Source organism: Pseudomonas sp. GW822-FHT03F08, from assembly GCF_058801265.1.
The window spans coordinates 354,635-372,070 of record NZ_JBXANC010000004.1 but is presented as its reverse complement, the minus strand read 5'-3'; the positions used below and the strand labels follow the sequence as shown (position 1 = coordinate 372,070).

Genomic DNA, 17,436 nt, shown 5'->3' with positions numbered 1-17,436 from the left:
AGGTAGAGACTTGTCCGGATCCGATTGGGGAATCATTTTGACCCAGCGGAGTCGGAACAATGCTCGCCAACTTGGCAAGGGTGCCCTGCAAGGCCGGTATTTTTGTACCGAAAACCTCACAGGCACTTCATCTGGCCGTTGGTTTATTGATCTGTTTTCGGCGAGGGTTGCTCGTGATTGTTAGTCCCTGTAATGCAGCAAAATTGTCTGCCAAACGCTTGCGCAGCGCTCTGGTAGCGGGCTCGGCACTACTGTGCCTGCTCAGCGCCGGCCAGCTTTGGGCATTCAATCTTGACGATGTGTCGGCCAAGGCTAAAGAACTGGCCGGGCAGAAATTCGAAGCCCCGCGCAGCAACCTGCCGAACGAATTCCGTGACATGAAATTCGCGGACTACCAGAAGATTCGTTTCCGCACCGAAAAAGCCGAATGGGCCGACCAGAAGACCCCGTTCAAGCTGTCCTTCTATCATCAGGGCATGCACTTCGATACGCCGGTGAAAATCAACGAAATCACCGCGAACACCGTCGAAGAGATCAAATACGATCCGAGCCGTTTCGATTTCGGCGATCTGCAGTTCGATCCAAAGGCCACCGAACAACTGGGCTATGCCGGTTTCCGTGTGCTGTACCCGATCAACAAGGCTGACAAGCAAGACGAAATCATGACCATGCTGGGCGCGAGCTACTTCCGCGTCGTCGGCAAGGGTCACACCTACGGTCTGTCGGCCCGTGGCCTGGCGATCGATACCGCTCTGCCGTCCGGCGAAGAATTCCCGCGTTTTCGCGAGTTCTGGATTCAGCAGCCGAAGCCGGGCGACAAGCACCTGGTGATCTTCGCCCTGCTCGATTCGCCGCGCGCCACCGGCGCCTACCGTCTGATCCTGCGTCCTGGCAGCGACACCATCGTCGACGTCAAAGGCCAGATGTACTTGCGTGACAAGGTTGGCAAGCTCGGCGTCGCGCCGCTGACCAGCATGTTCCTGTTCGGCGCCAACCAGCCGTCGAAAGTGCTCAACTACCGTCGTGAACTGCACGACTCCAGCGGTCTGTCGATCCATGCCGGCAACGGCGAGTGGATCTGGCGCCCACTGAACAACCCTAAACATCTGGCAGTCAGCCAGTTCAGCGTCGAAAACCCGCGTGGTTTCGGTCTGCTGCAACGTGGCCGTGACTTCAGTCACTACGAAGACCTCGACGACCGCTACGACAAGCGTCCAAGCGCCTGGATCGAGCCGAAGGGCGACTGGGGCAAAGGCACCGTCGATCTGGTCGAGATCCCGACCGCCGACGAAACCAACGACAACATCGTTGCGTTCTGGAATCCGGAAAAACTGCCGGAGCCAGGCCAGCCGCTGGACTTCGCCTACCGCATGCACTGGACCATGGACGAAGCGGCGATTCACGCGCCGGACAGCGCCTGGGTCAAGCAGACCCTGCGTTCGACCGGTGACGTCAAGCAATCGAACCTGATCCGTCAGCCGGATGGCAGCGTGGCCTACCTGGTCGACTTCGAAGGCCCGTCGCTGTCGGCCCTGGCCCCGGATGCGGACGTTCGCAGCCAGGTCAGCGTCGGCGACAACGCCGAACTGGTCGAGAACAGCGTGCGCTACAACCCTGAAACCAAGGGCTGGCGCCTGACCCTGCGGATGAAGATCAAGGACGCGAGCAAGTCGACCGAGATGCGTGCCGCACTGGTGCAGAACATCGTCCCGGCCGATCTGGCCAAGACCTCGCTGCCGGCTTCCAACTCCTCGGTTGCCAAGGCCGACAAGGTCGCCGCCAAGCAACAGGAGAAAGCCGACAAGGAAGCCAAGGCCGCCGAAGCCAAACAGGCCGACGCCAAGCCAGCGACAGACGCCAAGGACAAGGCCAACAAAGACGCCAAGCAGCCAGCCGCTGCGGACGCGGCCCCAGCCACACCGGAATCGGCACCGACTGAAGAAGTCCTGACCGAGACCTGGAGCTATCAGTTGCCTGCCGATGAGTAACTCTCAAGTACAGCCAGAGACTCTGTCCGAGTACCTGGCGCATCTGCCGATGACCGACGAGCAGCGCGCGGAACTCGCGGGCTGCCAGTCCTTCAGCGAATTGCATGAACGCCTGTCGTCCTCGACGTTCGACGCGCCGACCGAAGCCGCCCAGGCTTCGGTGGGCAAGCGCCTGACCCTGAGCACCGCCGAAGAGCTGGAAGACGCGGAAATGCTGGGCGTGGACGCCAGCGGTCGAGTCCGTCTCAAGGCCACGCCACCGATTCGTCGGACCAAGGTCGTGCCGGAGCCGTGGCGCACCAATATCCTGGTGCGTGGCTGGCGCCGCCTGACCGGCCGGACCAATCCGCCGCAACCGCCGAAAGACGAAAATGTGCTGCCTGCTGCGCGCTGGCGCACCGTCGGTTCGATCCGTCGCTACATTCTGCTGATCCTGATGCTCGGTCAGACCATCGTCGCCGGCTGGTACATGAAAGGCATCATGCCGTACCAGGGCTGGTCGTTCGTCGATCTGGAAGAAGTCCTGCATCAACCGCTGCTGCAAACCGCCACGCAAGTGCTGCCGTATGCGCTGCAGACCAGCATCCTGATCATGTTCGGGATCCTGTTCTGCTGGGTATCGGCCGGTTTCTGGACCGCGCTGATGGGCTTCCTCGAATTGCTCACCGGTCACGATAAATACCGGATCTCCGGTAAAAGTGCTGGCAACGAGCCGATTCCGAAAGACGCGCGCACCGCACTGGTGATGCCGATCTGCAACGAAGACGTGCCTCGGGTGTTCGCCGGTCTGCGTGCGACGTTCGAGTCGGTGGCGGCCACGGGTGACCTGGATCGCTTCGACTTCTTTGTGCTCAGTGACAGTAACGACACCGATATCTGCGTTGCCGAACAGCAGGCCTGGCTGGACGTCTGCCGTGAAGCCAAGGGCTTCGGCAAGATCTTCTATCGCCGTCGTCGCCGTCGCGTCAAACGCAAGAGCGGCAACCTCGACGACTTCTGCCGTCGCTGGGGTGGTGACTACAAGTACATGGTCGTGCTCGACGCCGACTCGGTGATGAGCGGCGAGTGCCTGACCAGTCTGGTGCGCCTGATGGAGGCCACTCCGGACGCCGGTATCATCCAGACCGCGCCGCGTGCTTCGGGCATGGACACGCTGTATGCACGCATGCAGCAGTTCGCCACTCGCGTTTACGGTCCGCTGTTCACCGCCGGCCTGCACTTCTGGCAGCTGGGTGAATCCCACTACTGGGGTCACAACGCGATCATCCGCATGAAGCCGTTCATCGACCACTGCGCCCTGGCGCCGTTGCCGGGCAAAGGTGCGTTCTCCGGTGCGATCCTCTCTCACGACTTTGTTGAAGCTGCGCTGATGCGCCGTGCCGGCTGGGGCGTGTGGATTGCCTACGATCTGCCGGGCAGCTACGAAGAACTGCCGCCGAACCTGCTCGACGAACTCAAGCGTGACCGTCGCTGGTGCCACGGCAACCTGATGAACTTCCGCCTGTTCCTGGTAAAAGGCATGCACCCGGTGCACCGTGCGGTGTTCCTGACCGGCGTGATGTCTTACCTGTCGGCGCCGTTGTGGTTCTTCTTCCTGGTGCTGTCCACCGCGCTGCTGGCGGTCAACACGCTGATGGAACCGCAGTATTTCATGGAGCCACGCCAGCTCTATCCGCTGTGGCCGCAATGGCATCCGGATAAAGCGGTCGCGCTGTTCTCGACGACCATCGTGCTGCTGTTCCTGCCGAAGCTGTTGAGCATCATCCTGATCTGGGCCAAAGGCGCGAAAGAGTTCGGCGGCAAGTTCAAGGTGACCCTGTCGATGCTGCTGGAGATGCTGTTCTCCATGCTGCTGGCGCCGGTGCGGATGATTTTCCACACCCGTTTCGTCCTCGCCGCGTTCCTCGGCTGGGCCGCGACCTGGAACTCGCCACAGCGTGACGACGACTCCACGCCATGGAGCGAAGCGGTCAAGCGCCACGGCCCGCAGACTCTGCTGGGCTTCTTCTGGGCACTGCTGGTGATCTGGCTGAACCCGAGCTTCCTGTGGTGGCTGGTGCCGATCGTCGGTTCGCTGATGCTGTCGATTCCGGTGTCGGTGATTTCCAGCCGCGTGGGTCTGGGCCTGAAGTCCCGCGACGAGAGCCTGTTCCTCATCCCCGAGGAATACAATCCGCCACAGGCGTTGCTGGCCACTGATCAGTACACCCACGAAAACCGCTGGCATGCGCTGAACGACGGCTTCGTCCGCGCCGTGGTCGATCCGCAGCAGAACGCCCTGGCGTGCTCGCTGGCGACCTCGCGTCACGGTGAGGCCGAGCCGATCGAGTGGCTGCGTCAGGAACGTGTGCGTCACGCGATCAAGGTGGGCCCGGCCGGGCTGAACAACCATGATCGCCTGCAACTGCTGAGCGACCCGGTCGCCCTGGCCCGTCTGCACGAGCAAGTGTGGGCCGAAGGGCACGCCGAGTGGCTGGACGCCTGGCGGGCCTCGGTGAAAGCCGACCCCCATGCGCCGTTGCTGCCGCTCAAGCCTGTGAGCTTGCAGGCGCAACCGGCCTGATGAAGAACCCCGCGAAAGCGGGGTTTTTTTTGTTCTCGATAAAGGAGCCCCTCGGCCCGGCCCTTGATTGTTAAACAAATCGTCCATTAAACCTTGTGCAAAAAATCGAGTGCGTTAGCATCCGTCCCCGAATTGGCGCACCCGGACAATCTTGTCCACCTCTGTCGGTTTTCGCGCCGCAAACGCAATGGTTTTGGGGACTTGAAGATGAAGAAGTATCTGTCGATGCTGCTGGTCGGCGTCACGGCACTGGTTGCAGTCAATGCGGCGCAGGCCGGCGCAATCGATGACGCGGTCAAGCGCGGCACCTTGAAAGTCGGCATGGACCCGACCTACATGCCGTTCGAAATGACCAACAAGCGCGGCGAGATCATCGGTTTCGAAGTCGACATCCTCAAAGCCATGTCCAAGGCCATGGGCGTCAAGCTGGAGCTGGTTTCGACCGGTTACGACGGCATCATCCCGGCGCTGATGACCGACAAGTTCGACATGATCGGCAGCGGCATGACCCTGACCCAGGAGCGCAACCTGCGCCTGAACTTCAGCGAACCGTTCATCGTGGTCGGCCAGACCCTGCTGATCCGCAAGGAGCTGGAAGGCACCATCAAGTCCTATAAAGACCTGAACACCGCCGACTACCGCATCACCTCCAAGCTCGGTACCACCGGTGAAATGGTCGCCAAGAAGCTGATCGCCAAGGCCAAGTACCACGGCTACGACAACGAGCAGGAAGCCGTGCTCGACGTGGTCAACGGCAAGGCCGACGCCTTCATCTACGACGCGCCGTACAACGTGGTCGCGGTGAACAAGGTCGGTGCCGGCAAACTGGTGTTCCTCGACAAGCCGTTCACTTACGAGCCGCTGGCCTTCGGCCTGAAGAAGGGTGATTACGACAGCATCAACTTCATCAACAACTTCCTGCACCAGATCCACGAAGACGGCACCTACGATCGCATCCATGACAAGTGGTTCAAGAGCACCGAGTGGCTCAAGGACATGGAATAAGCGCTGGTCAGACTGACCGCGTCGCGCCCATCGCCAGCAGGCTGGCTCCCACATTGGAATGCGCTTCCCTGTGGGAGCGGGCCTGCTCGCGATAGCGGCCTCCCCGGCGACACAACTTTCGGATTTCGCTAAACCCATGAAACAGAAAAAAGCCCAATGGCCCTGGCACGTGCTGACCGTGCTGGTGCTGATCGGCCTGGCTGGCGCGCTGTATTACGCCACGTCGCTGATGTCCTACGAATGGCGCTGGAACCGCGTGCCGCAGTACTTCGCCTATCAGGCCGAGGAAACCCAGCGCGCCACCGACATTTCCACCGTCAGCGAACTGGTGCGCAAGGGCGGCAGCGCGCAAGTCACCCTGCGCAACGATGCCGGTGACGAGCAGCACCTGACCGTTGACGAAAACAGCCTGCAATTCGCCCAGGGCGACGATGTGGCTGAAGGCGACGTCGTGGGTGTTACCCGACATTGGGCGGCGGGGCCGCTGCTGTGGGGCCTGTGGACGACGCTTTGGCTGTCGGTGGTGTCCGGCGTGCTGGGGCTGCTGATCGGTCTGGCGACCGGGCTGTGCCGGCTGTCGAGCAACCCGACCCTGCGCGACCTGTCGACGATCTATGTCGAACTGGTGCGCGGCACGCCGCTGCTGGTGCAGATCTTCATTTTCTACTTCTTCATCGGCACGGTGATGAACCTGTCCCGGGAGTTCGCCGGGATCGCCGCGCTGTCGCTGTTCACCGGCGCCTACGTGGCGGAAATCATCCGTTCCGGCGTGCAGTCGATTGCCCGTGGCCAGAACGAAGCCGCCCGTTCGCTGGGTCTGAGCGCTGGCCAGTCGATGCGTCATGTGGTGTTGCCGCAAGCCTTCAAGCGCGTGCTGCCACCGCTGGCCGGGCAGTTCATCAGTCTGGTGAAGGACACTTCGCTGGTGTCGGTGATCGCCATCACCGAGCTGCTGAAAAGCGGTCGCGAAGTGATCACCACCTCGTTTTCGCCGTTCGAAATCCTGTTCTGCGTTGCCGGCCTGTACCTGTTGATCAACCTGCCGCTGTCGAAAATCGCCAGCCGGCTTGAGCGGAGGCTCGCGCAAAGTGATTGAAGTCCGCGATCTGGTAAAAGTCTTCGACACCCGTGGGCAAGTGGTCCGGGCTGTGGATAACGTCACCACTTCCGTCGCCAAGGGCGAGGTGCTGGTGGTGATCGGTCCGTCCGGCTCCGGCAAGTCGACCTTCCTGCGTTGCCTCAATGGTCTGGAGGCATTCGATTCCGGCTCGGTGAGCATCGACGGCCTGCAACTGGCCGACCCGAAAACCGACGTCAACGCCTACCGCCGCGAAGTCGGCATGGTGTTCCAGCACTTCAACCTGTTCCCGCACATGACCGTGCTGGAAAACCTGTGCCTGGCGCAGAAAGTCGTGCGCAAGCGCGGCCAGAAGGAAAGCGAGGCGAAGGCTTTGGCGTTGCTGGAGAAGGTCGGGATTGCACAGAAGGCCCGCGAATATCCTTCGCGCCTGTCCGGCGGTCAGCAGCAGCGCGTGGCGATTGCCCGGGCACTGGCGATGGACCCGAAAGTCATGCTGTTCGACGAGCCGACCTCGGCCCTCGACCCGGAGATGGTCGGTGAAGTGCTGGATGTGATGAAAAACCTGGCCGTGGAAGGCATGACCATGGTCTGCGTGACCCACGAAATGGGCTTTGCCCGGGAAGTGGCGGATCGGGTGCTGTTCTTCGATCACGGCAAACTGCTGGAAGACGCCTCGCCGGCGGCGTTCTTCGATGCGCCGAAGGATCCGCGGGCCCAGGCTTTCCTGCGCCAGGTTCTCTAAGCGCGGGGCAAAAAAAATCGCAGCCATTGGCTGCGATTTTTTTGTTTGCGCGGTTTAAACCTTGAAGCGTCCCACCAGCGTTTGCAGGTGAGTACCCAGGCGCGCCAGCTCGACGCTGGAGGCCGCCGTCTCTTCACTCGCCGCCGACGTCTGGTCCGATACATCCCGCACGTTCAGCACGCTACGGTTGATCTCTTCGGCCACGGCACTCTGCTGCTCGGCCGCCGCTGCGATTTGCTGGTTCATCGCCTGAATCGCCGACACGGTGCGCGTGATGTTTTCCAGCGAGCCACCGGCACGACGGGTCAGTTCCACGCTGCTCTGGGTCAGCGTGCGGCTGTTGTCCATGATCGTCGCCACTTGCTGGGTGCCGTTCTGCAGGCCGACGATCAGCTCTTCGATTTCTTCGGTGGACTTCTGGGTGCGTTGCGCGAGGCTGCGCACTTCGTCGGCGACCACCGCGAAACCACGTCCGGCTTCACCGGCGCGGGCCGCTTCGATGGCAGCGTTGAGGGCCAGCAGGTTGGTTTGCTGGGCCACGGACTTGATCACGTCGAGGACGCTGCCGATCTTGTCGCTTTCGCGCTTGAGTTCGCCCATGGCCTCGGTGGAGTGACCGACTTCAGTGGCCAGGCGTTCGATCTGGGCGATGGCTTCGCCGACCACTTTGTCGCCTTCGCGGGCCTGTTGGTCAGCGGCGACGGCCGCTTCTGAAGCTTCCTCGGCGTTGCGCGCGACTTCCTGCACGGTGGCAGCCATTTCGTTCATGGCGGTGGCGACCTGATCGGTCTCGACTTTCTGATTGTTCACGCCGGCACTGGTCTGCTCGGTCACGGCCGACAGTTCTTCGGCGGCGCTGGCGATCTGAGTGACGCCGTCACTGATCCCGCCGATCAAGTCGCGCAGGCCCTGAGTCATGCTCTGCATCGAACGCTGCAGTTGGCCGAGTTCGTCGCGGCGCTGGGAGATCAGGTTGTGGGTCAGGTCACCGGCGGCCACGCGCTCGGCGACTTTCAGGGTCTGCTCCAGCGGGATGATGATCTGCCGGGTGATCGCCCAGGCGGCGAGCAGGCCGAAGGCCACGGCCAGCAAGGTGGCGATCAGCAACTGGTTCTTGGCGCTGGCGGCATCGGTATCACGCACGATGGTCTGGGAGTCGGTGAGCTTCTTGCTGATGTCCATCAACAGGTCGCCCTGGGCCGACATGCGGGCCAGCGCCTTGGCGCTGGCAACCTGCGAATCACGGAACTGGCTGACAGCGGCGCGATAGGCTTTCAGCGACTCGGTAGCCTGTTGCAGGTTGGCGATGTGCTGTTCCGGCAGTTTGGCCGGCAGGGTCTCGAGGTTTTTCAGGGCGTTGTCGATGGCGTCGAGGGCCGGTTGTTCGGCCTCGGCCTTGGCGCTGTAGGTGTAGCCGCGCACCTGGAAGCGGGCCTGCTGGATCAGCTTGCTGAGGTCGATCACCGCGTTGAACTGGGCAACGCTGTCGCCTTGCAGCATGGATTTCTCGACTTCGGCAACCTTGGCCACGGCATTGTCGGCGGTGGCGCCGAGTTTGCTGCGGGCGTCTTCGCGCAGGGCGGTGGCCTGGGTCATGTCGGCGAAGGCGCGTTTGTATTCGGCAACGGCGGCCAGTTGCTGATCGACCATCGCCGCGTCGGCTGGCTGTTCGATCAGGCTGCGAGCGGTTTGCAGGCCGCTGTCGAGTTTGCCGAGCAGGTCATTGACTGTGCCCGGGCCTTGTTCGCCACGGCGCATTTCGTAGTCCAGACGCGCCAGGCGCAGGTCCTTGGTCAGCTCGTTGAGGCTCGAGATGAAACCGAGTTTGTCACCGCGGCTGATGATGCCGCTCATGCCGGTCCAGCCGGTGAAGGTGATCAACAGGGTCAGCAGCAGCACCAGGCCGAAACCGATGCCCAGCTTGCGTTTGACGCTGACGTTTCCAAGATTCTCGGCTAACCAACGGTACATGCGACGACTCCCCTCGGACCACTAATTGGACTTATGGAGACTGTATCGGCTGGATGATGGCAATCTGTAACGCAATTTGTCTGGCGCCGAATGGCGCCAGAGCGGTTCAGAACAGGCGGGCGAGCAGGGCAGTGACGGCGGTTTCGACGCGCAGGATGCGATCGCCGAGTTGCACCGGTTGCAGGCCGGATTTGCCCAGCAGGTCGATCTCGTAGGGAATCCAGCCACCCTCGGGGCCGATGGCCAGGGTCACCGGTTCGCTCAGGGCGCGCGGGCAGGGCGGGAAGTTGCCCGGATGGCCGACCAGGCCGAGGGTGCCGTCGGTGATGGCCGGCAGACGATCTTCGACAAACGGCTTGAAGCGCTTCTCGATGATGATCTCCGGCAGCACGGTATCGCGGGCCTGTTCGAGGCCGAGGATCAGATTCTCGCGAATCGCTTCCGGCTCCAGAAACGGCGTCTGCCAGAAGCTCTTTTCGACGCGATAGCTGTTGACCAGAATCACCTTCGATACACCCATGGTCGCCACGGTCTGGAACACCCGACGCAGCATCTTCGGGCGTGGCAGGGCGAGTACCAGGGTCAGCGGCAGCTTGGCCGGCGGTGGCTGATCGAGGGTGACCCGCAGTTCGGCTTCGCCCGCTTCCAGACGCAGCAGTTCGGCAGAGCCCATCAACCCGTTGATGCGCCCGACCCGCAGGCTGTCGCCGACTTCCGAGCGGTGGACTTCCTGCATGTGAGTCAGGCGCCGATCACGCAGCACGACGCGGTCGGCCGCAATGAAATCGGCCTCTTCGAGCAACAGCAGGTTCATGGCTGCGTCGCTGGCGGCTGGTCGTTGTGGTCGTCGGCGGTTTCTTCCGGGCGTTCGCGCTTGCTGACCAGGCTGCCGAACAGGATGCCGACTTCGAACAGCATCCACATCGGCACGGCCAGCAGGGTCTGGGAGAAGATGTCCGGCGGGGTCAGGATCATGCCGACCACGAAGCAGCCGATGATCACGTACGGGCGGATCTTCTTCAGGTATTTGACGTCGACCACGCCGATCCACACCAGCAGCACCACGGCCACCGGGATTTCGAACGCCACGCCGAAGGCAAAGAACAGCGTCATGACGAAATCGAGGTAACTGGTGATGTCGGTCATCATTTCCACGCCGGCCGGGGTGGCCGAGGCGAAGAACTTGAAGATCAGCGGGAACACGAAGTAATAGGCGAATGCCATACCGGTGTAGAACAGCAGGATGCTGGAAATCAGCAACGGCACCGCGACACGTTTCTCGTGCTTGTACAGGCCCGGCGCGATGAAGCCCCAGATCTGATGCAGGATCACCGGGATCGCGAGGAACAGCGACACCATCATCGTCAGCTTCAGCGGCGTCAGGAACGGCGACGACACGTCGGTGGCGATCATCGTCGCGCCGGCCGGCAAGTAACTGCGCAGCGGCGTCGAGACGAAGGTGTAGATCTGCTGGGTGAAGGCGAACAGCCCGGCGAAGATGATGAAGATCGCCGCGACGCAACGCAGCAGGCGGGTGCGCAACTCGGTGAGGTGCGAAACCAGCGGCATGTGCTGGTCGTTTTCGGGGAGATCGCTCATGGGGCTCGCGGCGGCAAAGTGGTGTCTTGGGGCGCTGGTGTGGCTGGCGCGGCGGCTGGAGCAACAGGTTCAATCGGCTTCATGATCGGCGCAGCTTCAGCGACGGCGGCAGAAACGTGCTCGACGCTTGCCGGTTGTTCCGCAACGGGAGCCACTGGCGTTTGCTCTGCAACCGGCGGCACCGGTGTCGGCTCCTGCTGAGCCGGAGGCGTGAAAATCTTCCGCGCCTCTTGCTCCAGCGACAGAATGTGTTCGTTGTGCAGTTGCCGACGGATTTCGTCGGCACCGATTTCACGTTCAACTTCCTGTTTGATCGCGTTGAAGCTGCGCTTCAGCCGCCCGACCCACAGGCCCGCGGTGCGCGCAGCGCCCGGCAAACGCTCGGGGCCCAACACCAGCAGGGCAACGAGGCCGACGAGCAGCAGTTCAGAGAAGCTGATACCAAACATTAGTCAGTGCTCACACGTCTTTGCGGATCGGCTCTTCGACTTTTTGCGCCTGCACGTCGATGGTGTGCGGCGGGTTGGCCTGAGCGGTGGCTTGCGGCTGAACCGGTGGCACCGGTTGCGCAGGCGTGACGGTCGGATCGGCCGGTTTTTCGTCGTCGTTCATGGCTTTGCGAAAGCCCTTGATCGACTCGCCGACGTCGGTGCCGAGGTTTTTCAGTTTCTTGGTGCCGAACACCAGCACCACGACAACCAGAATGACGATCCAGTGTTTCCAGTCAAAAATGCCCATGTTGCTGTTCCTCTCTAATAGTTGTTCAGGCGGACGGACGCGAGGCTTTCTCGACGTGTCCGGACAGACCGAAGCGACGATCCAGCTCGTCGAGTACAGCCTGCGGATGCTGCCCCAGTTGGGCGAGCATGACCATGCTGTGAAACCACAGGTCGGCGGTCTCGTAGATCACGTCGCTGCAGTCGCCACTGACGGCGGCGTCCTTGGCGGCAATGATCGTTTCGACCGATTCTTCGCCGACTTTTTCCAGAATCTTGTTCAAGCCCTTGTGATACAGACTGGCCACATACGAGCTGTCGGCAGCAGCGCCCTTGCGCTCTTCAAGCACCTGAGCGAGGCGGGTCAGGGTGTCACTCATGTTTGTGTCCTGCGGAATAAATAGCGTGCGGGTCTTTCAAGACCGGGTCGACCGTTTTCCAGTCGCCGTTTTCGAAGACGCGGTAGAAGCAGCTCTGACGGCCGGTATGGCAAGCGATGTCGCCAATCTGTTCGACCATCAGGATGATCACGTCGGCGTCGCAGTCCAGACGCATTTCATGCAGGGTCTGCACATGGCCGGACTCTTCGCCCTTGCGCCACAGCTTGCCACGGGAACGTGACCAGTAGATTGCACGGTTTTCCGCGGCGGTCAGCTCCAGGGCTTCGCGGTTCATCCAGGCCATCATCAGCACGCGTCCGGTCTTGTGATCCTGGGCAATCGCCGGCACCAGGCCATCGGCGTCCCACTTGATCTCGTCCAGCCAGTTTTTCATCTTCGACTCCGACAGCGAACCCACACTTCAATAGTCGGGTACAGGCGTTGAAACAGTGTGCCAGCCGATCGCGGAACTGGCTATCGGCGAACGACCAGATACAAGCCGACTGCCACCATGATTCCGGCGGGCCAATGCCCCAGTTCGTGCAACGGGCCGCCGGCGGCGAGGATCGTGCCGCCCGCCAGATGGGCACTGCCGAGCAGGCGCAGGAACCAGTCGTCCTTGCGTTTGTGCCATGGCGGCGGTGGATCGTTGGCGTGGGGCTGAGACATGCGCTCGAGCAGGTCACGGGCCATGTTGGCCAAGTGCGGCAGTTGTTCGAACTGGCTCTGGACGTTGCCGATCAAGGCTTTCGGGCTGACGCGCTCGCGCATCCAGCGTTCGAGGAACGGCTGCGCGGTGTTCCACAGATCCAGGTCCGGGTACAGCTGGCGGCCCAGACCTTCGATGTTCAGCAAGGTCTTTTGCAGCAATACGAGCTGTGGCTGCACTTCCATGTTGAAGCGGCGTGCGGTCTGGAACAGGCGCATCAGCACCTGGCCAAATGAAATATCTTTTAACGGTTTTTCGAAGATTGGCTCGCACACGGTACGGATCGCCGCTTCGAATTCGTTGAGCTTGGTTTCCGCCGGCACCCAGCCCGAATCGATGTGCAATTGCGCCACGCGGCGGTAGTCGCGCTTGAAGAAGGCGAACAGGTTGCGCGCCAGATAATCCTGGTCTTCCGGGGTCAGGCTGCCGACGATGCCGCAGTCGATCGCAATGTATTGCGGGCTCCACGGGTTGACGGTGCTGACGAAGATGTTGCCCGGGTGCATGTCAGCGTGGAAGAAACTGTCGCGGAACACCTGGGTGAAGAAGATCTCCACGCCACGCTCGGCAAGCATTTTCATGTCGGTGCGCTGGTCGGCGAGGGTTGTCAGGTCCGTCACCTGAATCCCGTAGATACGCTCCATCACCAGCACTTTCGGCCGGCACCAGTCCCAATAGACTTGCGGTACGTAGAGCAGCGGCGAGCCTTCGAAGTTGCGCTTCAACTGGCTGGCGTTGGCCGCCTCGCGCAACAGGTCGAGTTCGTCGTAGATAGTCTTTTCGTAGTCGCTGACCACTTCCACCGGGTGCAGCAGACGGGCGTCGGCGGAGACCTTTTCGGCCGCGCGGGCGAGGATGAACAGCCACGCCAGATCCTGCGCGATGATCGGCTTCAGGCCCGGGCGGATCACCTTGACCACCACCTCTTCGCCGGTCTTCAACTGCGCGGCATGCACCTGCGCGACCGAGGCCGAGGCCAGTGGCTCGACGTCGAAGCGGCTGAACACTTCGCTGATCTTCTTGCCTAGCTGTTCTTCGATCAGCTTGACCGACAGCTGCGAATCGAACGGCGGCACGCGGTCCTGCAACAGCATCAGCTCATCGGCGATGTCTTCCGGCAGCAGGTCGCGGCGGGTCGAGAGGATCTGCCCGAACTTGATGAAGATCGGCCCCAGGTCCTGCAAGGCCAGGCGCAGGCGTGCGCCACGGCTCAGGTCCAGCGGCTTGCGCGGGAACCAGCGCCACGGCAAGGCGTAGCGCAGCGCCAGCAGGAACCACGGCAATGGCAGATCGAACAGCAGGTCATCGAGGCGGTAGCGGATCACGACGCGCTGGATGCGCAACAGACGGCGGACGGCGAGCAGCTTCATGCGTTATCGCTTGGGTCGAGGGATCGGGAAAGGCGCTCGAAGCGCGCCTCGAGACGTTCCAGATCGAGTTTGATCCGGTCCAGTTCGCTGAAACGGGCTTCGGCTTCGCGTTGCCCGACGAGGGTGCGCGATTCTTCGGCCAGGTATTCGGCGAGGTTCTGGTTGAGGCTGGCAAATCCTTGTTGATACCAGCGGGCGCGGCTGCGCAGGTGACCGCCGACCAGTTGCGTGGCGACCGGTCCCAGCCAGCGCGAGAGTTCGTACTCCCAGTCCAGCTCAAGGTCCTGCAGCACGCCCGCCAGTTCCAGCAGCACGCCGCTGTCGCCGTCGAGTTCGACTTCCGGTGCGTGCAGCACCGCCGTCTTGTCCTTGCTCAGGGCCAGTTTCACCAGACTCGAGGCCGGGGCGCGCAAGGTGCAGTCGACACCGGTTTCCCAGTGGGACGCCAGCATCAGGCCTTCGTCGCTGGGCAGGATGAACAGTTGCAGCGCCGGGCTGCGGCAATCCACGGCAATCACTTTGCCGGTCAGATGCGCCAGTCGCGGCAGCGCCGTGCTGTCGAGACGCAGCACGCGGTTCAGGCCGAGTTCGACGCTGGCCAGCAGCCCGGTCAGCAGCATCAGGGTTTGATGCCGCGGTGCAGGGCAACGATGCCTGCGGTCATGTTGTGATAGGTCACACGGTCGAAACCGGCGTCGACCATCATCGACTTCAGGGTTTCCTGATTCGGGTGCATGCGGATCGACTCGGCCAGGTAGCGATAGCTTTCCGAGTCGTTGGTGATCAGCTTGCCCATCAGCGGCATGAAGGCGAACGAGTAGGCGTCGTAGGCCTTGGACATCAGCGCGTTGGTCGGCTTGGAGAACTCCAGCACCAGCAGGCGGCCGCCAGGCTTGAGTACGCGCAGCATGGAGCGCAGAGCGTCTTCCTTGTGCGTCACGTTGCGCAGGCCGAAGGCGATGGTCACGCAGTCGAAATGGTTGTCCGGGAACGGCAGTTTTTCAGCGTCCGCCTGAACGAATTCGACGTTGCCCGACACGCCGACATCCAGCAGGCGGTCACGACCGACCTTGAGCATGGATTCGTTGATGTCCGCGAGAACCACCTGACCGGTCGGGCCGACCAGGTGCGAGAATTTCTTGGTCAGGTCGCCCGTGCCGCCGGCGATGTCCAGCACGCGGTTGCCTGCGCGCACGCCCGACAATTCGATTGCGAAGCGCTTCCACAGACGGTGCATGCCGCCCGACAGAAGGTCGTTCATCAGGTCGTACTTGGCGGCTACGGAGTGGAACACCTCAGCGACTTTTTCCGCTTTCTGGCTTTCCGGAACGTTTTTGAAGCCGAAGTGAGTGGTGGGTTCGGCATCGCTGCCTTTGCGCTGATCAGTCATATCGCTGTCACCAAAAGAGAATGCGCGACATTCTAATCCCCAAGCCATGCTTTGTCTTGGAATGGCTAAAGGTAAGATGGGCAACCTTCGGGACGATTTGCCGCAGTGGCGGTCAAGATTCGTTGCAGGCATTCATAGCCCCATTCAAAAAGCAGGAGTCATTCAATGGCCCATATCAGTGTTGAGCGTGCCCACAGCCTGGGCAAGGAAGTTGCCCGCGAGAAAGCCGACAAGCTGGCGCAGAAACTGTCCGATCAGTATGGCCTCGAGCCGCAGTGGGCGGGTGACACCCTGAACCTCAAGCGTTCGGGCGTGAAAGGCGCGGTGCATGTGGCCGAGGATTCGATCCGGGTCGACGTGGAACTGGGCCTGATGATGTCGGCCATGAGCGGCATGATCAAAGCCGAGATCGAGAAGGCGCTGGACAAGGCGCTGGTCTGAACAGAACAGAGGGGGAGCTTCGGGCTCCCTTTTTTCTTTGTGGTGCACCTGCCTTTTATGTCAGTTGTTAGGGTGCCGTTTCTAATTTTTCTCCCTACTTTGTGCCTGAGCCCGACACACGTCCGGGCAGTTCCTCAAACCTTCTGCGCGTGAGGTGCACCATGGCCAAAGTTATTTTGAAGAAAAAAATCGACGCCTCGACTTCTGCTCTGAGCGACGTCAAATCCTATGCCCGCAAGATCTGGCTGGCAGGCCTGGGTGCCTACACCAAGGTCGGTCAGGAGGGCAGCGAGTACTTTCAGGAGTTGATCAAGGCTGGTCAAACTGTTGAAAAGAAAGGCAAAAAAGTCGTCACCGAAAAACTCGAAGCGGCCAATGCCGAGATCGACGAAGCCAAGAGCGAAGTCAGCTCTTTCAAAGGCCGCGTCGAAGTTCAGCTCGACAAGGTCGAGAAGGCGTTCGACACGCGTGTCGCCAGTGCCTTGAATCGTATCGGCATTCCGTCTAAACATGACGTTGAGGCACTCTCTGCTAAGCTCGATGAGCTGACGGCATTGCTCGAACGCGTCGCGCGTAAATCTTAAGGAGAACGGGATGGCTGGTAAAAAGAACACCGATAAAGAAGGCAGCTCGTGGATCGGGAAAGTCGAAGACTACTCCCGCAAGATCTGGCTGGCTGGTTTAGGCGTGTACTCGAAGATCGACACTGACGGCAGCAAGCTCTTCGATACATTGGTCAAAGACGGCGAGAAAGCCGAGAAGCTCACCAAGGCTGCAGTCGGCAAGACAGTCGATGCTGCCAAGGACTCTGCAAACTCGGCCAAATCGCGCATCAGCGGCGTGAAAGATCGCGCGCTGGGCACGTGGGATCAACTGGAAGGGGCTTTCGACAAGCGCCTGAACAGTGCGATTTCGCGCCTGGGCGTACCGAGCCGCAACGAGGTGAAGGATCTGCACAAGAAGGTCGATACCCTGACCAAGCAGATCGAAAAACTCACCGGTCTGAAAACCCAACCTGTGGCGGCCAAAACCGCTGCAGCCAAACCGGCGGCAAAACCTGCTGCCAAACCATTGGCCAAGGCTGCTGCTAAACCTGCAGCAAAACCTGCGGCCAAAACCGCAGCCGCCAAGCCCGCAGCGAAAGCCGCGGCCAAACCGGTTGCCGCCAAGGCCGCCGCGAAACCTGCTGCAAAACCAGCGGCCAAGCCAGCAGCGAAAACCGCTGCCGCCAAACCCGCTGCCAAGCCTGCCGCCAAACCGGCTGCGGCGAAAAAACCAGCAGTGAAAAAACCGGCTGCGCCGAAAGCCGCTGCGCCGAAACCGGTGACCACACCGGCAGCACTGGCAAGCACGTCGAACTCCGCCTCGGCTCCAACCCCGGCGCCTGCTCCGACTGTTGCATCGACTCCGTCGACGCCGACCAGTCAGTCCTGATTTTCAGGGCTCAAGAAAACGCCCGGCCTGTGAAGGTCGGGCGTTTT

General features: G+C 61.4%; 18 protein-coding genes and 1 pseudogene. 8 read left to right on the top strand and 11 right to left on the bottom strand.

Going from position 1 to position 17,436, the window contains the following annotated elements:
* Positions 1-173 precede the first annotated feature (173 nt).
* The 5 genes from AC1RME_RS12135 to AC1RME_RS12115 all read left to right on the top strand — a co-directional run bounded on the left by AC1RME_RS12135 (position 174) and on the right by AC1RME_RS12115 (position 7,379).
* A complete protein-coding gene (locus AC1RME_RS12135; RefSeq protein ID WP_096819956.1) occupies positions 174-1,988 on the top strand; it encodes a glucan biosynthesis protein G in 1,815 nt (604 codons plus the stop codon).
* Positions 1,981-4,551: a glucans biosynthesis glucosyltransferase MdoH gene (gene mdoH / locus AC1RME_RS12130; RefSeq protein WP_096819939.1), complete on the top strand. Its 2,571-nt coding sequence runs from the start codon at positions 1,981-1,983 to the stop codon at positions 4,549-4,551. The genes AC1RME_RS12135 and mdoH overlap by 8 nt, the downstream gene beginning before the upstream one ends.
* A 207-nt stretch (positions 4,552-4,758) precedes the next feature.
* Positions 4,759-5,556: a transporter substrate-binding domain-containing protein gene (locus AC1RME_RS12125; RefSeq protein WP_085711037.1), complete on the top strand. Its 798-nt coding sequence runs from the start codon at positions 4,759-4,761 to the stop codon at positions 5,554-5,556.
* Positions 5,557-5,692: 136 nt separating this feature from the next.
* A complete protein-coding gene (locus AC1RME_RS12120) occupies positions 5,693-6,652 on the top strand; it encodes an amino acid ABC transporter permease (protein WP_096819938.1) in 960 nt (319 codons plus the stop codon).
* Positions 6,645-7,379, top strand: a complete 735-nt coding sequence (locus AC1RME_RS12115) for an amino acid ABC transporter ATP-binding protein (RefSeq protein ID WP_096819937.1) — start codon at positions 6,645-6,647, stop codon at positions 7,377-7,379. Before AC1RME_RS12120 ends, AC1RME_RS12115 begins: the two co-directional genes overlap by 8 nt.
* A 54-nt stretch (positions 7,380-7,433) precedes the next feature.
* Here AC1RME_RS12115 and AC1RME_RS12110 read toward each other — a convergent pair whose 3' ends face one another.
* From AC1RME_RS12110 to ubiE, 11 genes and pseudogenes are all read right to left on the bottom strand, one after another.
* Positions 7,434-8,147, bottom strand: a complete 714-nt coding sequence (locus AC1RME_RS12110) for a methyl-accepting chemotaxis protein (RefSeq protein WP_371858310.1) — start codon at positions 8,145-8,147, stop codon at positions 7,434-7,436.
* A gap of 141 nt (positions 8,148-8,288) precedes the next feature.
* Positions 8,289-9,233 (bottom strand): annotated as a pseudogene (locus AC1RME_RS12105) (methyl-accepting chemotaxis protein); the annotation flags it as partial.
* 223 nt (positions 9,234-9,456) lie between these two features.
* Positions 9,457-10,164, bottom strand: a complete 708-nt coding sequence (locus AC1RME_RS12100; protein WP_085711040.1) for a 16S rRNA (uracil(1498)-N(3))-methyltransferase — start codon at positions 10,162-10,164, stop codon at positions 9,457-9,459.
* Positions 10,161-10,949: a twin-arginine translocase subunit TatC gene (tatC, locus tag AC1RME_RS12095; RefSeq protein ID WP_096819935.1), complete on the bottom strand. Its 789-nt coding sequence runs from the start codon at positions 10,947-10,949 to the stop codon at positions 10,161-10,163. Before tatC ends, AC1RME_RS12100 begins: the two co-directional genes overlap by 4 nt.
* On the bottom strand, positions 10,946-11,398 hold the full coding sequence (gene tatB / locus AC1RME_RS12090; RefSeq protein WP_096819934.1) for a Sec-independent protein translocase protein TatB: 453 nt from the start codon (positions 11,396-11,398) through the stop codon (positions 10,946-10,948). Before tatB ends, tatC begins: the two co-directional genes overlap by 4 nt.
* Positions 11,399-11,408: 10 nt before the next feature.
* Positions 11,409-11,687: a twin-arginine translocase TatA/TatE family subunit gene (locus AC1RME_RS12085; protein WP_007952423.1), complete on the bottom strand. Its 279-nt coding sequence runs from the start codon at positions 11,685-11,687 to the stop codon at positions 11,409-11,411.
* A 25-nt stretch (positions 11,688-11,712) separates the two neighbouring features.
* Positions 11,713-12,045 (bottom strand): phosphoribosyl-ATP diphosphatase, encoded by a 333-nt coding sequence (locus AC1RME_RS12080; protein ID WP_007952422.1) that lies wholly within the window; start codon positions 12,043-12,045, stop codon positions 11,713-11,715.
* Positions 12,038-12,439 carry a phosphoribosyl-AMP cyclohydrolase gene (gene hisI / locus AC1RME_RS12075; protein ID WP_007909357.1) on the bottom strand — a complete coding sequence of 134 codons (402 nt, stop codon included), beginning with the start codon at positions 12,437-12,439 and terminating at the stop codon, positions 12,038-12,040. The genes AC1RME_RS12080 and hisI overlap by 8 nt, the downstream gene beginning before the upstream one ends.
* Before the next feature lie 80 nt (positions 12,440-12,519).
* A complete protein-coding gene (ubiB, locus tag AC1RME_RS12070; protein ID WP_493091277.1) occupies positions 12,520-14,124 on the bottom strand; it encodes a ubiquinone biosynthesis regulatory protein kinase UbiB in 1,605 nt (534 codons plus the stop codon).
* Positions 14,121-14,744: a ubiquinone biosynthesis accessory factor UbiJ gene (locus AC1RME_RS12065; protein WP_007952419.1), complete on the bottom strand. Its 624-nt coding sequence runs from the start codon at positions 14,742-14,744 to the stop codon at positions 14,121-14,123. The genes ubiB and AC1RME_RS12065 overlap by 4 nt, the downstream gene beginning before the upstream one ends.
* Entirely contained in the window at positions 14,744-15,514 is a 771-nt protein-coding gene (ubiE, locus tag AC1RME_RS12060; protein WP_007952418.1) for a bifunctional demethylmenaquinone methyltransferase/2-methoxy-6-polyprenyl-1,4-benzoquinol methylase UbiE, read from the bottom strand. Before ubiE ends, AC1RME_RS12065 begins: the two co-directional genes overlap by 1 nt.
* Positions 15,515-15,679: 165 nt before the next feature.
* Between ubiE and AC1RME_RS12055 the strand changes: the two genes are divergently transcribed.
* From AC1RME_RS12055 to AC1RME_RS12045, 3 genes are all read left to right on the top strand, one after another.
* Complete coding sequence (locus AC1RME_RS12055) at positions 15,680-15,955, top strand: polyhydroxyalkanoic acid system family protein (protein WP_085711042.1); 276 nt, start codon at positions 15,680-15,682, stop codon at positions 15,953-15,955.
* A gap of 161 nt (positions 15,956-16,116) precedes the next feature.
* The gene (locus AC1RME_RS12050; protein WP_096819932.1) at positions 16,117-16,539 is read left to right on the top strand and encodes a phasin family protein; all 423 of its coding nucleotides are present in this window, start codon (positions 16,117-16,119) and stop codon (positions 16,537-16,539) included.
* A gap of 10 nt (positions 16,540-16,549) precedes the next feature.
* Entirely contained in the window at positions 16,550-17,389 is an 840-nt protein-coding gene (locus AC1RME_RS12045; protein ID WP_273538711.1) for a phasin family protein, read from the top strand.
* Positions 17,390-17,436 lie beyond the last annotated feature (47 nt).

Coding starts and splice junctions, on each gene's coding strand:
- AC1RME_RS12120 (WP_096819938.1), top strand. CDS start 5,693: ATGAAACAGAAAAAAGCCCAATGGCCCTGGCACGTGCTGACCGTGCTG.
- AC1RME_RS12065 (WP_007952419.1), bottom strand. CDS start 14,744: ATGCTGCTGACCGGGCTGCTGGCCAGCGTCGAACTCGGCCTGAACCGC.
- ubiB (WP_493091277.1), bottom strand. CDS start 14,124: ATGAAGCTGCTCGCCGTCCGCCGTCTGTTGCGCATCCAGCGCGTCGTG.
- ubiE (WP_007952418.1), bottom strand. CDS start 15,514: ATGACTGATCAGCGCAAAGGCAGCGATGCCGAACCCACCACTCACTTC.
- AC1RME_RS12125 (WP_085711037.1), top strand. CDS start 4,759: ATGAAGAAGTATCTGTCGATGCTGCTGGTCGGCGTCACGGCACTGGTT.
- AC1RME_RS12100 (WP_085711040.1), bottom strand. CDS start 10,164: ATGAACCTGCTGTTGCTCGAAGAGGCCGATTTCATTGCGGCCGACCGC.
- AC1RME_RS12055 (WP_085711042.1), top strand. CDS start 15,680: ATGGCCCATATCAGTGTTGAGCGTGCCCACAGCCTGGGCAAGGAAGTT.
- tatC (WP_096819935.1), bottom strand. CDS start 10,949: ATGAGCGATCTCCCCGAAAACGACCAGCACATGCCGCTGGTTTCGCAC.
- AC1RME_RS12045 (WP_273538711.1), top strand. CDS start 16,550: ATGGCTGGTAAAAAGAACACCGATAAAGAAGGCAGCTCGTGGATCGGG.
- tatB (WP_096819934.1), bottom strand. CDS start 11,398: ATGTTTGGTATCAGCTTCTCTGAACTGCTGCTCGTCGGCCTCGTTGCC.
- AC1RME_RS12110 (WP_371858310.1), bottom strand. CDS start 8,147: ATGAACGAAATGGCTGCCACCGTGCAGGAAGTCGCGCGCAACGCCGAG.
- hisI (WP_007909357.1), bottom strand. CDS start 12,439: ATGAAAAACTGGCTGGACGAGATCAAGTGGGACGCCGATGGCCTGGTG.
- mdoH (WP_096819939.1), top strand. CDS start 1,981: ATGAGTAACTCTCAAGTACAGCCAGAGACTCTGTCCGAGTACCTGGCG.
- AC1RME_RS12085 (WP_007952423.1), bottom strand. CDS start 11,687: ATGGGCATTTTTGACTGGAAACACTGGATCGTCATTCTGGTTGTCGTG.
- AC1RME_RS12050 (WP_096819932.1), top strand. CDS start 16,117: ATGGCCAAAGTTATTTTGAAGAAAAAAATCGACGCCTCGACTTCTGCT.
- AC1RME_RS12080 (WP_007952422.1), bottom strand. CDS start 12,045: ATGAGTGACACCCTGACCCGCCTCGCTCAGGTGCTTGAAGAGCGCAAG.